Below are 15,354 nucleotides of genomic sequence, written 5' to 3'. Positions count from 1 at the left end.
CCCATGGTAGGTCGACGGTCGCCCCCCCGTCGGGACACCGTCGTCGGGTGGCGGTAGGAATCTATTGGCGCCCCCATGGAGTCGGCGGGGCTAGTTGTCCCTGAGATAGTTGATTTCATCGAGTCCAGCCTGATTCAACATGTCACGGCAGACTAGATGCAAGTCCGCCCGCAGTTCACTTGACCTCCGCGCTCGGAGTAGCCCTTGAACAGGCGCGAATCGCCGGAGAATTTCGGGACGTGATGCGTGACTTAGCCTGCCGTGGGACAGGTACATCTCCAGTGGGAGAGTTCCGTCGGAGCCTGCGTCCCAAGTGAGCCCGGCACGGACTTCGTACCCGCCGTCGTTCCGAGTTCGTTGCGCGACAGCCGAAAGAAACATACCAAGCCCTGCCATTGCGAATTCGACGGACAGACTCGTAGTTTCTGGCTTCCACGCGCTTGTGACTGCATGACCTGCGTTGCCACGGTCACTGATGATCTCGCCGCCGATGTCCACAACCAAAGCCACCGATCCATCTCTATGGAGTTCCAACAGGTGGTTCGTTTGCCCAGATTGATATTTGGCCAGCCATCGCCATCGGCGTAGTCCTATGGCGGGGGACGCACTGAAGTTGTCCATGGCGGAGGACTCCGAACGGATGAACTCTTTGACACTTGGCAAGGCGGAGTCGAAGAAGTCCCTCGCGCTCCCGACTTCCGAGGGATAGCCGATCATGCCCTTCACGCTCGCGGGTGAAGCGACGGCGACGAAGCACACCTTCCTTTGAGGCGAGATGTGCGCCAGGGTCTCATCGTAGAATTCGACCAGATCTGCCTGGCGTCTTCGTCTGCCCTCGAAACGTTCGCTAAAAGCCTGTTCAATTTGGCGCTCATCCATCCAGCGGGTGTCCGAGCCGTGACGAACCGGCGCTAGAAACGCCTCCTTCTTCCAGTACATGTGGGGCGACTCGGCGCTTGGCGGCACCACCATCGCGAGCACGCTGCGATCGGGTTGCTGTGGATCCGCGATCTTGACCGGCTGGATGTCCATGAGCGGAGGGTGTACCAACGTGTAAGCAATCTGCGTCAGTGACCGTATGTCGGCCTCATTGACCTTCATCGGTTCGATTTTCTTCGCAGTGCCACGCCCACGCTCTTCGGCAATACCGTAGAGCACTACGCCACCCCCGGAGTTGGCCATGGCCGCGAAATCTTTGGCTGTCTCGTCCCTCCATTCGCCTTTTCCGATAGGCAGGATCTGCTTGAAGTCGAGGTCGGCCGCTTCTTCAACGTGCTGCTCAACGAGCTGCTCGATCATCTGCGAGGTGAGGGGGCCCGGGGCCGCGCCCAGGGCCCGGTGGATGGAGGTGAACATCGTGCCATCCTAACCGTGGCACCCGCACAGCCCCGAGCTGGCCAGTTACAACCGACGAAGGACCAGTGATCCGAGTCCTCCTCGTCGTATGCGCAGACGACGGACGCGCTGCTAACGATGTCTCCTGCCCGGATGACGACCTCGCAGCGATTCAAGAACACGAACCCAAAGCCGCAAGATAACCTCGCGGATGTACTGATTTTCGTCGACCTACTGCTTTGGGGTGGACATCAAACCCGAAGTCCCTGGGTCTGGGCCGACCGCGTGACGGCGTCCGCCACGTTGAGTCTGGTTTCTCTGCTTCATGCTTACCTGTGCCTGTGCCGGTAAGGTCTTTCGGGAACCACAACCGGCCGGAGGCAGCAACCATGACGGAAACCACAACGCGACCTGACGTGAGCGCGAGCGATAAAGGGCCAGGGCCATCAAGACAGCAGCGCGCGGACCCATCGAAGCTTCACGGCTTTGCCCGCTTTGTGGCCGGACTCGTTGGGTTTACTGTCCTCTACGCAGGCGTCACCGGAGTCTTCACGATTGGCAGAGACTGGGGGCCTATTGCGCTTCTCGTCGTCGGGGCAATCTTCCTGCTGGTGGCTCTGGCAGGGCGGCTTCCCCGCCTCAAGTGGGAGGGAAAGGAAGTGGAGTGGCCCGCCGCCGAGGTCGGCGACGTGATCGCCGATCACGCTGAAGACTTGCCGGCAGCCGAACGTGATGCTCTGCTCGACGACCTTTCGCGGATCTCCCCGGAGGCGGCCGGCCCCGTGATGAGGGCCGTGCTGAATGAAGCCCAGATACTCCATCACGTATGGAAGACACTCCCACCAGGGGTGGAGCTGCTCACGGAAGAAGATGCCCTACGGCTGTATCCGCAGACGGGTGGTCAATTCGGGGATGGGCTTTTGCAGGACGCCAGCGGCAAGCGCGTGATCTTGGAGGCCCGCGGCAGCGGGAGGCTGCCGGCGTCGCTCCTGACAAATGTGGAGCGCATCCGGCAAAACGATACGAACATGGTCGGAGGGCTCCTCATTACCACCCGGCGGCTGCCAGAGGTCCTTCGAGAGCAGTACGCCGAGCGTGGCTGGCAGGTACATGTCGTGGATCCGTCCAACGTGGATGTGGTAGCACTAAAGTCCGCTATCTGGTCGGCCTTCAACTCTCCGCGCACAGCATAGGTCGCGCGGAAGTTCGTCGGTGGGCATTACTCGACGAGGATCCGTCTGCAGACCGGCTCCGGTAGGGGCTCGCTGCGGTTGAGCATGTCTGGGCAGTCTCCCCGCGCCCAGTGGTGTGTCTAGGCGACGCTCTAGTCGACCGCCAATACCGCAGGCTCCACCAGCGTCAGCGACCGGTTCCTTGTCACGCCTGAACGGTCCAAGGGCCCCTCACGGTCTCGGGCCAGTGATGGGCACCACGGGTTGGCTGCAGCCGCCGCCGGTTCCTGCGCGGCGCGGCTTCAGAGGTGTGGATCTGCTCGGTTCGGCGCCCCGGCAGCACTCTGCCCGTCGTCGGCGTCACCCCAGAGCGAACCAAAGAATCAAGGTCCCCGGCGCCGCGGAAGGTGGCCCCGATGGCGGTTCCGGCGGCATTGCTGCGGCAATCAGAATCCAGCCTGGGAGTACCGCCGAGCTCACTTCCGCGGCCGTCCCTACGACGACGCAGACTGAGCCAAGTAGAACTCTGTTCGGCGCTAACTCAAGCGGACGACGGCGGGAGGTCCCGCCGTCGTCCGCTCCTTCTTTGTGGTGGCCAGAAAGCACCCCACCCCCCGTCGTAGTACACAGAAACACGGCCCAAAGTATGAGCCCCGGACGTAGTCTGTTCATATGCCTCGGTTTGCGCTTGATATTGAGTCCGTCGCCCGTCCCGTTCGCTCGCAGGAGCTGCTGGATGCGGTGAACCAGAGGGTGGTCATTGCCGATGGGGCGATGGGCACCATGCTGCAAGGGCGGGAGCTGTCGCTCGAGGACGACTTCCTGGGGCTGGAAGGCTGCAACGAGATCCTCAATGCCACGCGGCCGGATGTCCTCGCGGAGATTCATGACGCGTACTTCGCCGTGGGCATCGATGCGGTCGAAACCAACACCTTCGGTGCGAACTGGTCAAACCTCTCCGACTACGGCATCGACGACCGCATTGAAGAGCTTTCCCGGAAGGGCGCGGAGATCGCCCGGGACCGCGCCGAAGCGGCAGAAAAGACAGACGGACGCATGCGCTGGGTCCTGGGCTCCATGGGCCCTGGCACCAAGCTCCCCAGCCTCGGCCACACCACGTACGACTACCTCAAGCAGACCTTCGCCCTGCAGGCCGAGGGCCTCATCGACGGGGGAGCGGATGCCTTCCTCATCGAGACCAGCCAGGACCTCCTGCAGACCAAAGCGGCGGTCAACGGCTGCAAGCAGGCCATCGTGTCCCGCGGCATCCGGCTCCCGATCTTCGTCGAGGTGACCGTCGAAACCACGGGAACCATGCTCATGGGCTCCGAGATCGGCGCCGCGCTCACCGCCCTCGAGCCGCTCGGCGTCGACGCCATCGGCCTGAACTGCGCCACCGGGCCGGACGAGATGAGCGAGCACCTGCGCCACCTCTCCAAGCAGTCCTCAGTCGCGATCGCCTGCATGCCCAACGCCGGCCTGCCGATCCTTGGCCCCAACGGTGCGCACTATCCGCTGTCACCCACGGAACTCGCCACCGCGCACGAGCAGTTCGTGCGGGAATTCGGCCTGGGCCTGGTGGGCGGATGTTGCGGTACGACGCCGGAGCACATGGCCGCCGTCGTCGAGCGTCTTGCGCCCTTCCGCGCCTCCGCCGTCGTCACCAGCGGCGGCAGGGGCGCCGACGGCGGCCGCGTCCCCACCGAGCGTGAAGCAGGCATCGCCTCCCTCTACCACCACGTGAATTTCGACCAAGAGTCTGCGTACCTCGCGATCGGCGAGCGCACCAACGCGAACGGTTCGAAGGCGTTCCGCCAGGCGATGCTCGAAGAGCGCTGGGACGACTGCGTGGACATCGCCCGCGAGCAGGTCCGCGTCGGCGCGCACCTGCTGGACGTCTGCATTGACTACGTGGGGCGCGACGGCGTGGCCGACATCAAGGAGGTCGTCTCACGTTTCGCGTCGGCCTCCACGCTCCCGCTCGTCATCGACTCCACCGAACCACCCGTGCTGCAGGCCGGGCTCGAACACATCGGCGGACGCCCCGTGGTCAACTCCGTCAACTACGAGGACGGCGACGGCCCGGACAGCCGCTTCGCGCGCATCATGCCGCTCGTGAAGGAACACGGCACCGCCGTGATCGCCCTGACCATCGACGAACACGGCCAGGCACGCACCACCGAGGGCAAGGTGGCCATCGCCTCGCGCCTGGTGGACGCCTTGGTGGGCGAATGGGGGATGCGCGTGGAAGACATCATCGTCGACTGCCTCACCTTCCCCATCGCCACCGGCCAGGAAGAAACCCGCCGGGATGCCATCGAAACCATCGAGGCCATCCGTCAGATCACCGCGAAGTACCCCGGCATCAACACCACCCTGGGCGTCTCCAACGTGTCCTTCGGCCTGAACCCGGCAGCGCGCATGGCCCTGAACTCGGTGTTCCTGCACGAGGCCGTGCAGGCCGGACTCACCAGCGGCATCATCGATGCCGCCAAGATCGTGCCGCTCGCTTCCCTGCCGGAGGAACAGCGCAAGGTGGCCCTGGACCTCGTCTGGGACCGCCGCGAATACGACGCCGACGGCAACCTCACGTACGACCCCCTGGCCAGCATGCTGGACCTGTTCGCCGGCGTCGACACCGCAGCGCTGAAGGACCAGCGCGCCGCCGAACTCGCGGCGCTGCCCACCGGCGCGCGCCTGGAGCGGCGCATCATCGACGGCGAAGGCAAGGGCCTCGAAGAGGACCTCGACCTGGCCCGCGCAGAGGGCATGACCCCGCTCGGCATCATCAACGACTACCTGCTCGAGGGCATGAAGGTGGTGGGCGAGCGCTTCGGCGCCGGCGAGATGCAGCTGCCCTTCGTGCTGCAGTCCGCCGAGGTGATGAAGACCGCCGTCGCGCTGCTCGAGCCGCACATGGAGAAATCGGATGCGTCGGGCAAGGGCACCATGGTGATCGCCACCGTGCGCGGCGATGTGCACGACATCGGCAAGAACCTGGTGGACATCATCCTCACCAACAACGGCTACAAGGTGATCAACCTCGGCATCAAACAGCCCATCGCCGACATCATCGCGGCAGCCGAGGAGCACAACGCCGACGTGATCGGCATGTCCGGTCTCCTGGTGAAGTCCACCGTGGTGATGAAGGAGAACCTCGCGGAACTGCAGGCCCGCGGGCTCGCGAAGCGGTGGCCGATCATCCTCGGCGGCGCGGCGCTGACCCGCGCCTACGTGGAGCAGGACCTGGCAGGCCAGTTCGAGGGCGAGGTCCGCTACGCGAAGGACGCCTTCGAAGGCCTTTCCCTCATGGAGCCGCTGGTGCAGGTGGCCCGCGGCGCCGACCCTGCGGAGGTGGGCCTGCCCGCGCTGAAGAAGCGGCACCACCGCAAGGGCGGGACGCTTACCCTGACCGAGCCGGAGGCAATGCCCGGCCGCTCCGACGTCGCCTCCGACAACCGCGTGCCGTCGCCGCCGTTCTGGGGCACGCGCATCGTGCGCGGCGTCTCGCTCCACGATTTCGGTGCCTTCCTCGATGAGCGCGCCACGTTCATGGGGCAGTGGGGGCTCAAGCCCGGCCGCGGCGAGGACGGCGACTCCTATGAGGAACTGGTGGAACGCGAGGGCCGGCCGCGCCTGCGGTACTGGATGGACCGCATCCTCGGCGAGGGAATGCTCGATGCATCCGTCGCGTACGGCTACTTCCCGGTGGTCTCCGAAGGGGAACAGGTGGTGGTGCTGCACCACGGGGAGGATCGCGACGGCGTCCTCGGGACCGCGGGCCTGCTCGCCCCGGATGGGGGATCAGGCGGTCCGCTTGGCACCGAGCGGCTGCGTTTCGACTTCCCGCGCCAGCGCCGCGACCGGCACCTGTGCCTCGCCGACTTCGTGCGCTCGCGCGAATCGGGGCAGATCGACGTGCTGCCGGTGCAGCTGGTCACCGCCGGCGGCAATGTCGATGAGGTGACTGCCAAGCTCTTCGCCGGCGATCACTACCGCGACTACTACGAGCTCAACGGCCTGGTCATGCAGCTCACGGAGGCGCTCGCGGAATTCTGGCATGCCCGCATCCGCTCGGAACTGGGCTTCGCCGCCGAGGAGCCCAAGGACAAGGCCGGTCTGTTCAAGCTGGACTACCGAGGTGCGCGGTTCTCGCTCGGGTACCCCGCGTGCCCGGACATGGAGGACCGCCGCAAGGTGACGGAGCTGCTGAAACCCGAGCGGATGGGCGTGGTCCTCAGCGATGAGCTGATGCTGCACCCCGAACAGTCCACCGACGCGTTCGTGTTCCACCACCCTGAGGCGAAGTACTTCAAGGTGTGATTTGCAGTTGGGCCATCCGCTGCCAGGATCAAGCAACCATCTTCGCCGGCGACGTCAACCGCAAGGAGAGCTGCGCCCCGGCAGGTTTCTGGACGGCCACGGACGCCGACGCTGCGCAGGCGCCGGGATTCAGCACGCGTACAGGTCCCGCGGCTGGCTGCCCAACCCATGGACCAAGATCATCCGATGACCTACGCGGACCACGACGGACTACTCGTCGAGTCCATGCTTCGTCCCGTCGGCTAAACCATCCGGCACGGTTACAGGAGCCCGGCAGTCATACGGGGCGTGCGAAAGTCCAGTAATACCCCTCGCGTGACAGGAAGAGTCACGGCAGAAACCTTGACTTGTTGCTACCAAGGGAAATAAGTTGTTGTCTGATCAACGGCGATCTAGATCATACGTGCGAAGCGCTGCCCCGCAGTGTTCTGGGCTGAAAGTGAAGCACCACGCGGTCTGGGCGCCATCCACTGAATGGAGACAACATGGAACGCGACCTTGCAGACAATTCGCTGGAGAAGGTGAGCCCGGAGCGCCTGCGTAAAGTGGTACGGGCCTCTTTTGCCGGGACTGTGGTGGAGTGGTTCGATTTTGCCATCTACGGCTACATGGCAACCCACATTGCCGCTACGTTCTTCTCATCCAAGGATCCGGTTACGGGTCTGCTCGAGACGTTTGCCGTGTTCGCTGTGGCGTTCGCGCTGCGGCCCTTGGGCGGGATCTTTTTCGGACGCTTGGGCGATCGTCTTGGACGTAAGAAGATCCTGGTGCTGACCGTCCTGCTCATGTCCGGATCCACGGCCGCAATCGGACTCATCCCAAGCCACGAGACGATCGGCATCTGGGCCGCCGTCCTACTGGTGCTTTCCCGGTGTTTGCAGGGCTTTTCTGCCGGGGGCGAATACGCGGGCGCCACCATCTATGTCGTCGAACACAGCCCCGACAGGCGCAGGGCACGTTACTCGTCCGCCATGTCCGCGGCGACGTTCTCCTCATTCGCCCTCGCCGCTGGACTCGGAGCGCTGCTCAGCTTCATCCTGCCCCCCGAGGCCATGGGCGATTGGGGCTGGCGCATCCTCTTCCTACTGTCAGTGCCGATGGGCCTGATCGCGTTCTACATTCGCGCCAAGCTCCACGAGTCTCCTGAGTTCCAAGCGATGATCGATGATTCAGCCTCCCGGCCCGCCCCGTCTTTGGGAGTCGTCTTCCGCACCCAGTGGCCCGCGATGCTGCGTCTAGGCGGGTTCGTGATGCTCACGGCGCTCTCCTTTTACATTTACTCCACGTACATGTCGACCTTCCTGATCAAGGTGGTCGGCCTGCCCCAGCACCTCGCGCTGTTCTCGAGCTTGATCTCGCTGACCCTCGCGACGGCGCTCGCCCCCGTGATGGGCCGCGTCTCGGATCGCATAGGGCGCCGCCCCACCATGCAGACAGCCGCTGGCCTCCTGGCCATCCTCACCATTCCCGCGTATATGATCGCCGAACAGGGAACGTTCGCAGCCGCCGTTGCGAGCCAACTGCTCATAGGACTCGGCGCCGTGACCGCTAATGTCGTGACTTCGGTCCTTATGTCGGAAATGTTCTCGACTGACGTGCGCTTCGCGGCATCTGGCACCTGTTACAACATCACCTACGCGGTGTTCGGCGGCACCGCACCCTTCCTGGCAACGTGGCTTGTTGCCGGAACCGGATACTCGCTCTCCCCCGCCATCTACGTCGCAACCATCGCCGTCGCATCATTCCTCGTCGCCACCTTCCTCATGCCCGAGACCGCAGGACGGCCTCTCCGCCGCTACCACGACGACCCCGTTCCCACAGTGCCCGCGCGCGCCGTGGCCTCACAATCGGTGTCCGGGGCCTGAGGACACGGGCAAGAACAATGGCCGGCCCGCTGTCCGGACCCGGGTGGGTCCGGACAGCACGCCAGCCGATGTTGGAACGCACATCGGGGCCGGTCGCGCTACGGCTATCTCAGCCTGGCAAGCAAAGAACTGGTCTGACGAGAGACCGTAAGTTTCCAAGCCCTCCGGCAGTCCATCGATTCCGGGAGGCCGGCCGGGACGGGGGCTCAGCCCGGCCATTTCGGACCTGGGCATATCAGAGGATTCCACTGGAGCCTCAGCAGACGACTTGTGAGGATGACCGTCAGGCGCGTGCCATGTACGCTGCGTAGACACAGGCCTGCAGCGCGCACAGCGCAATGGGCGGTTCAGCTTGGGCGCCGTACGCGAAGTTTGTGCCGTCCCCGGAGTAGTCCCGGATCCAGTCCAGGGCACGGTCCGCGTGCGGCAGCAGGCGGCGATGGTGTCTTTGGCGAATCACCGACGGCTTACTGCCCCGAGCACGCTCACGAACAGCGGTGTTGCATCGACGCTGCCGCAAGAGGCGGATGAGCCGCCCAGGGCCAGACCGTTGGAGACATCGAGCCTGACCTCGTGCAGGATCTCGGTGGCAATCTGCAGCACGGGAATCTTTGCCACCCGCTACGGTCAGGACCGTGCGCCACTGTCCGTGCGGCGGGATCGACACTCGGTACGTGAGGCCTTCCGGTGAAATGTCTGGTCAACTCTGATACCGACCATGGTCAGGACCTGCACCTCCCTCACCTCAACGGCGCCGGCCGCCGAGCCGGAAACGAACGCTTTCCACAGGTGCGATGCGGGGCTTTGCCTGGCACGACGGATCTGGTTTGAGGTTAGGATCCTGCTATGTCAGCCAGCTTCGCGTGCCCCTTCTGCGTCGAAAGTTCGGTTTCGCCTACAACCACGTCCACATCCCGCACGGACGCAGCTCACCTGAATAGGGTGAAGCCCTAGAGGCACCGGCGGCCTCTTGCGGACGGCGTATCCCGCGAATCCGAGTCCGGTGCTTGTAGGGATTTAATGTCATCCGCCCGGCGGGAACTCTGTGGGGGCCAGGAGTTATCGCCGGGCGGATGGTGTCTGTGGTGCGGGGTTTCAGGGGCCTGTCAGTCCGTGCGGACTTTGCTGGGGTCGACGTTCCGGGCGGCGAAGATCAGCAAGCCGGAAGCCAGGATGGGGAGGACGCCCCACCATAGTGTGGCGTTGATCCAGCCGGCTCCCGCGGCGAGGGTGGCGGTAATGAGCAGTCCGCCGATGATTGCTCCGACTTGGCCGGAGGCGTTGATGATGGAGCTTCCCGTTGCCCGGGTGTGGACGGGGAAGCTTTCGCCGGTGAAGAACAGCAGGGCGGAGAAGGGGCCGATGAGGAAGAACAGCCCGGCGCTGTACAGCCCGATGATGAGCGGGAAGTCCCCGTTCGGGGCCTGGAGCATGGTGAAGAAGGAAATGGCACACAGGATCCAACCGATCCCGATCGCGTTGCGGCGTCCGATCCGGTCGCCGAGCCAGCCGTGGAACAGGTAGCCGGCGAAGGCTGTGGCGTTGGAGATGATGAGGATCAGCAGCGCGTTGTCGAACTCGACGTTTTTGCCGTCCGGTGCCGTAAGCAGCGACGTGCCGAGGATCGCGAAAGCAAGGACGCCAAGCCAGTTCAGGAGGAAGGCCCCGCCGATCGTCAGGGTGGACCGCAGCGATTCTCCGCGGAAGACTGAGACGAGTGGGCTGGCCTTCTCGGAGACGTCGATTCCGTATTTCTCCCCGAGCTGCTGTGCCTCTTCCATCCGGCCGTCCTTGATCATCTTGTCGATCTGGTGGCGGTGGGCGAACTGGGGGCTTTCTTTGAGCCAGCGTCCGGCGATGACGATGAAGACGGCGGGGAGGGCGGCCACGGCGAAGCAGAGCGCCCACCCGCCGATGGGGAACAGCAGGTAGACGGACCCGGCGGCCAGGACGGAGCCGACCGGCCAGCCGGATTGGACGAGTGAGTAGATGAGACCGCGGCGGCGGGCCTTGGCGGGATCGCTGTTGTGGGCGAACATCTCGTTGAGGTAGGCAGCGTTGATGGACTGTTCGGCGTAGCCGAGGCCGGCCAGTGAACGCACGAGGACCAGGAAGACGAGTCCAAGGCCGGCAGAGAGGCCCACAACCCAGCCGACAGTGGCCGTCAGCAGTGAGGCGACGGCGGCACCGACGACGGCGATCAGGATGCCCTTGCGGCGGCCGATCCGGTCGACGATCGGGCCAATCCCGAAGGCCACGAGGGCAGTCCCTGCCGTCACCCAGGTATTAATCCCCGTGGACTGGGCCGCACTCCAGCCGAGGTCGGAAGCCAGCACCGGCAGGAGGTTGCCGAACAGGACGAAGTCGTAGACGGCGAAGGTCCAGGCGAAGAAGCAAATCCAGGTCGCCAGCCGGACGTCCTTGGGCCTGACATCGGACTCGACAAATTGAAAGGTTGGGGCAGTGGTCATGACTGTTCCTAATTCACGGGGATAGGTGGGCGGTGTGATGAGGAGGGAACGAAGGGGCGGCCTGGAGGCCAGCGTCGCTAGCTGGCTCCAGGCCGCCCCCTTACTGCTGCTCCTGGCTCAGGTTGCCGAACTGAGCTCGGAGACCAAAACCTCGCGGCGTTCGGCGGTTGACCTCAGATCTACTGTGAGCTGGCCGTTGACCTCCTTGAGGACCACGCCGTAGTCACGGGCAGCCGCCTCGGCGGTTGTGAAGCCGTCCAGTACGTCCTCGAGGACCTTCAGGGGGTCCCGCCGCTGGGGGTCACCGAAGCCGCCACCGCTGGGCACGGTGATCTGGAGGGAGTCGCCGGCCAGCAGTTGGCGGCCGGTGACTTTGGACGGCCAGGACTCCTCGCCCTCCCGGCCGGGGTTTTTCACGAGCGAGCCGTTGAGGCCCTCGTGGCCGCCGAACGCGCCCCATGGTACGTCCGACTCGTGGCGTTCACCCTCGCAGGTGATCGCGGTGTCCGTCAGGAAGGTGTTCTCCCGGACGATGCCGATGCCGCCGCGGAACTCGCCGGCCGCCGCCGGCTCGGAGCGCAGTTCGTAGCGGTCGGTGCGCATCGGGAACCGCCACTCGAGCTCCTCGATCGGGTTGTTGCGGGTGTTGGCGATGAGGTTGTCCACGGAGTCCGGCCCGTCGCTGGTTGCGCGGGCGCCGTAGGAGCCCTCGTTGACCTCGAGGTAGACCCAGTACTCGCCCTGTTTCTCGTCCCATCCGGAGTAGGAGATGAAGTGGATGTGGGCGGAGTTGCCGGCGGTGACGCGGTCGGGGATGACAGGGGCCAGGGCCCGCAAAGCCAAGTCGACGGCGCGTTGTACTTGGGAGAACCGGGAGAAGGTTGCAGCTGGGTACTTCGGGTTGAAGATGGTGCCTTCCGGGGCGATCACCTTCAGGGGCTTGAGCATGCCCTCGTTCTGGGGCACGAACACCGGGAAGGCGACCTCGTCCAGGAACATCATGCGGGTGATGAACGTGAATGCCGAGACTGTGGTGCCCTCGAAGGCGCAGTTGTAGGCGGTCGGCACCTGTTCGGAAGAGCCGGTGAGGTCGTAGGTAATCTCGTCACCCTCGACGATCACCTTCACGACGATTGGCAGCTTCTTGCCATAGTTGCGGCCGTCGTCGTCCAGGTAGCCGACCTCGGTCTCGTAGACGCCGTCCGGGATCTTGGCGATTTCCTGGCGCAGCATCCGCTCCGAGTAGTCGATCCAGCTCTGGCCGGCCTCGCGGACCGCGCCGAAGCCGTAGCGCTCAATGAGGGCGATGTAGCGGGACTTGGCCAGCTCGCAGGCGGCGATCATCGCCTGGAAGTCGCCCTCGTTGGAGGTGGGTGTCCGGGTGTTGTTGAGAATGTGCCGGATCAGCGATTCCTGGCGGACGCCCTTCTCGGAAATCTTCACCGCCCGGAAGATGGTGCCTTCGGACTGGATGTCCTGAATGTCCACCATCAGTCCGGAGTACGCGCCGCCGTTATCGATCAGCTGGCCCGAGGCTCCGGCGAAGCCGACGAGTTCCCCGTCGTGGAAGATCGGTTCGATGATCGCCACGTCGGGGGAGTGCGTGGCCCCCAAGTAAGGATCGTTGTGCAGGATGACATCACCGTCGTGGATGTCGTCGCCCAGGACCGAGATCACACCCTTGACGATCTTGGGCATGGAGCCCATGAACATGGGCGTGGAGTCGGACTCGGCCAGCACGTTGCCGTCCCTGTCGAAAAGCCCTGCGCCGAGGTCCTCGGACTCGCGGATGATCGAGGAATAGGCCATGCGGAACAGCACCGAGGCCATTTCCTTGGCCGCCGAGTTCAGAGCGCCCCCGATCACGCGCATCAGGATCGGCGTGGCCAGTTTCTCGGCACTCTGGGTCGCGGCCGGGCAGTCGATGACGAGGTTGCCGGCGGCGTCCACCGCTCCGGAGAATCCCGGAGGAATAACGGTGGTGGAGTCGTACTGTTCGATGATGGCGGGACCGGTGAAGGTAATTCCCACGCCCATCCTGTCGCGGTCGTAGAAACTGGTGTCCAAGGTGACCGGCTTGCCATCCTGTTCGAAGGTCACCGGACGGGTTTCCACCAGGGCGTCTTTGAGGGAACCGGACTTGATCGCCTCCGGCGTGGGCAGGTCATCCATCACGGCGCTGGCCTCCACGCGGATGTTGATGACCTCCACGGTGCCGTTCTTGAAGCGGTGGCCGTACTCCTCAAAGTGGGCATCGTGGAAGGCTGCCTCGGCCTTTTCCAGCCAGGCTTGGTTGACTGGTCCTGCGGGGGCAGCGAAGCGGATCTCGTATCCCTGGCCCTCGTAGCGGGCGTCCGCGAGCCATTCGAGCTTGCGGCGTTCGGCCAGCACGTCCTCGGCATCCAGCTGGGCATTGGCCTCGCGTTCCAACTGCTCGAAGGAGGCCTGGATGGCGGCGGGGTTGGCGTTGGCGAACGTGAACCGGTTGGTGGCGACGAACTCGTACTTCTCGTCGGTAGCCAACAGGCCGGTGGCAGCCATGATGCCGGGGTGGGCCGGGATCAGCACCTTCGGGACCTCCAGCTCCGCGGCGATCTCGCAGGCGAACAGTGCGCCGGCACCGCCGGCAGCGACGAGGGTGAAGTCGCGCGGGTCGTAGCCCCGGCGCACGGAGTTCTGCTCGATCGCCTGGGTCATACCGAACTTCTGGATCTGCAGGGCGCCGAGGGCTGCCTGGTCCACCGACATGTTGAGCTTTTCTGCCAGACCTTCCATGGCCTTTCGGGCGCCATCAAGGTCCATATCCATACCTGAGCCTGCCAGGACCCGGTCAGGACGCATGCGGCCCAGCAGCACCTGGGCGTCGGTCGATGTCGGCTCCGACCCGCCGCGGCCGTAGCAGACCGGGCCCGGGACAGCTCCCGCAGATTGAGGACCCACGCGGAAGACCCCGCCAGCGTCGACGTAGGCGATGGAACCGCCGCCGGCACCAATGGTATCGATGTCCACCATAGGGACCATGGCCTGGTGGTCGCCGATCTTAGTGTCCAGCAGGTGACGCATGCGCAGTTCACCCTTATAGGCCACACCGATGTCCGCCGAGGTACCGCCGATGTCCAGGGTGACAACGTTCTCGAAGCCGGACTGGCGGCCGGCCCACATGCCGCCGATCAGGCCGCCGACCGGTCCGGACATCATCAGCGTCACCGGCCGCTTGGCGGCCTCCTTGATCGGAACCATGCCGCCGGAGGACTGCATCAGCAGGATCTCCCGCTTGTAGCCCAATCCTTCGGCCTGCTCCTGCAGACGGTAGAGGTAACGCGAGACCCGGGGCCCGACATAGGCATTGAGCGCGGTGGTGGAGAAACGCTCGTACTCCCGGTATAGGGGCACGATCTCGCTGGACAGGGACAGGTAAGCCTCGGGGAACTCCTCCGCGACGATTTCCCCGATCCGCTGCTCGTGGGCGGAATTCAGATACGAGTGCAGCAGGCAAACGGCGATGGCCTCGACTCCGGCAGCCTTCAGCTCGCGCACGCGCTCACGGACCTCATCTTCGTCCAGGGGAACCAGGACGTCGCCGTTGGGTGCCGTGATGCGCTCCTTGACCGTGAGCCGATGACGGCGCTTGATCAGGGGCTTGGTCTGCCACGGCAGCTCCTGTTGCAGGGAAAAGTTGTATGGCTTCTTGTGCCGGGCGATGTGCAGGATGTCACGGAAACCCTCGGTAGTGATCATCCCGACCTCCGCACCGGTGTGCGTCAGCGCGGTGTTCGTAGCCACCGTGGTCCCGTGCACCAGCTGGTCGATCTCCGCAAGCGAGACACCGGCCTTCTCGCAGAGCTTCTTGATGCCGGAGATAACGGCTTCGGACGGATCGTGGGGGGTGGAGGGGACCTTCTCCACAACGGCAATGCGCTGGGCGTCGTCTGAAAAATACAAGTCGGTGAAGGTGCCGCCGACGTCTACTCCGATGCGCTTCATGCTGGGGTCCTTTCGGAAGTGAGGCTCAGGACTGCGTTGAAGGGAAGCCTGGGTGGGCCTTTCGGCCATTGGCAACCCCGTTTGGAGTCCGCTGGGTTAGACCGCAAATCTGTGTGCCATAAGTCACAAGTTGCTTAGTAAGCAATGTAGTTCCCGTGGAAGCAACACGCAATGGCTGGCGGTTCTTTTTTTCAAATCTCACAA

Annotated in this window: 6 protein-coding genes and 1 pseudogene; 3 read left to right on the top strand and 4 right to left on the bottom strand. The window is 64.4% G+C overall.

Annotated elements, in window-relative coordinates; genetic code table 11:
- Positions 1-90: 90 nt before the first annotated feature.
- A complete protein-coding gene (locus tag NVV90_RS17655) occupies positions 91-1,356 on the bottom strand; it encodes a helix-turn-helix domain-containing protein (protein WP_258438543.1) in 1,266 nt (421 codons plus the stop codon).
- A 368-nt stretch (positions 1,357-1,724) separates the two neighbouring features.
- Between NVV90_RS17655 and NVV90_RS17650 the strand changes: the two genes are divergently transcribed.
- From NVV90_RS17650 to NVV90_RS17640, 3 genes are all read left to right on the top strand, one after another.
- Entirely contained in the window at positions 1,725-2,528 is an 804-nt protein-coding gene (locus NVV90_RS17650; protein WP_258438542.1) for a hypothetical protein, read from the top strand.
- Positions 2,529-3,179: 651 nt separating this feature from the next.
- Positions 3,180-6,830, top strand: a complete 3,651-nt coding sequence (metH, locus tag NVV90_RS17645; RefSeq protein WP_258438541.1) for a methionine synthase — start codon at positions 3,180-3,182, stop codon at positions 6,828-6,830.
- Between the two features lie 485 nt (positions 6,831-7,315).
- Positions 7,316-8,695, top strand: coding sequence for an MFS transporter (locus tag NVV90_RS17640; RefSeq protein WP_258438540.1), 1,380 nt, complete (start codon positions 7,316-7,318; stop codon positions 8,693-8,695).
- Between the two features lie 286 nt (positions 8,696-8,981).
- Here the strand turns inward: NVV90_RS17640 and NVV90_RS17635 are convergent.
- The 3 genes and pseudogenes from NVV90_RS17635 to NVV90_RS17625 form a co-directional block, all read right to left on the bottom strand.
- A pseudogene (locus NVV90_RS17635) lies at positions 8,982-9,280 on the bottom strand (amylo-alpha-1,6-glucosidase); the annotation flags it as partial.
- 521 nt (positions 9,281-9,801) lie between these two features.
- Positions 9,802-11,166: an MFS transporter gene (locus NVV90_RS17630; protein WP_258438539.1), complete on the bottom strand. Its 1,365-nt coding sequence runs from the start codon at positions 11,164-11,166 to the stop codon at positions 9,802-9,804.
- Between the two features lie 117 nt (positions 11,167-11,283).
- Positions 11,284-15,150, bottom strand: coding sequence for a hydantoinase B/oxoprolinase family protein (locus tag NVV90_RS17625; protein WP_258438538.1), 3,867 nt, complete (start codon positions 15,148-15,150; stop codon positions 11,284-11,286).
- Positions 15,151-15,354: the final 204 nt, after the last annotated feature.

It is taken from the genome of Arthrobacter sp. CJ23 (assembly GCF_024741795.1).
In the GTDB taxonomy this organism is placed as follows: Bacteria; Actinomycetota; Actinomycetes; order Actinomycetales; family Micrococcaceae; genus Arthrobacter.
The sequence above is the reverse complement of the archived record's forward strand: the minus strand, read 5'-3'. Positions and strand labels throughout refer to the sequence as shown.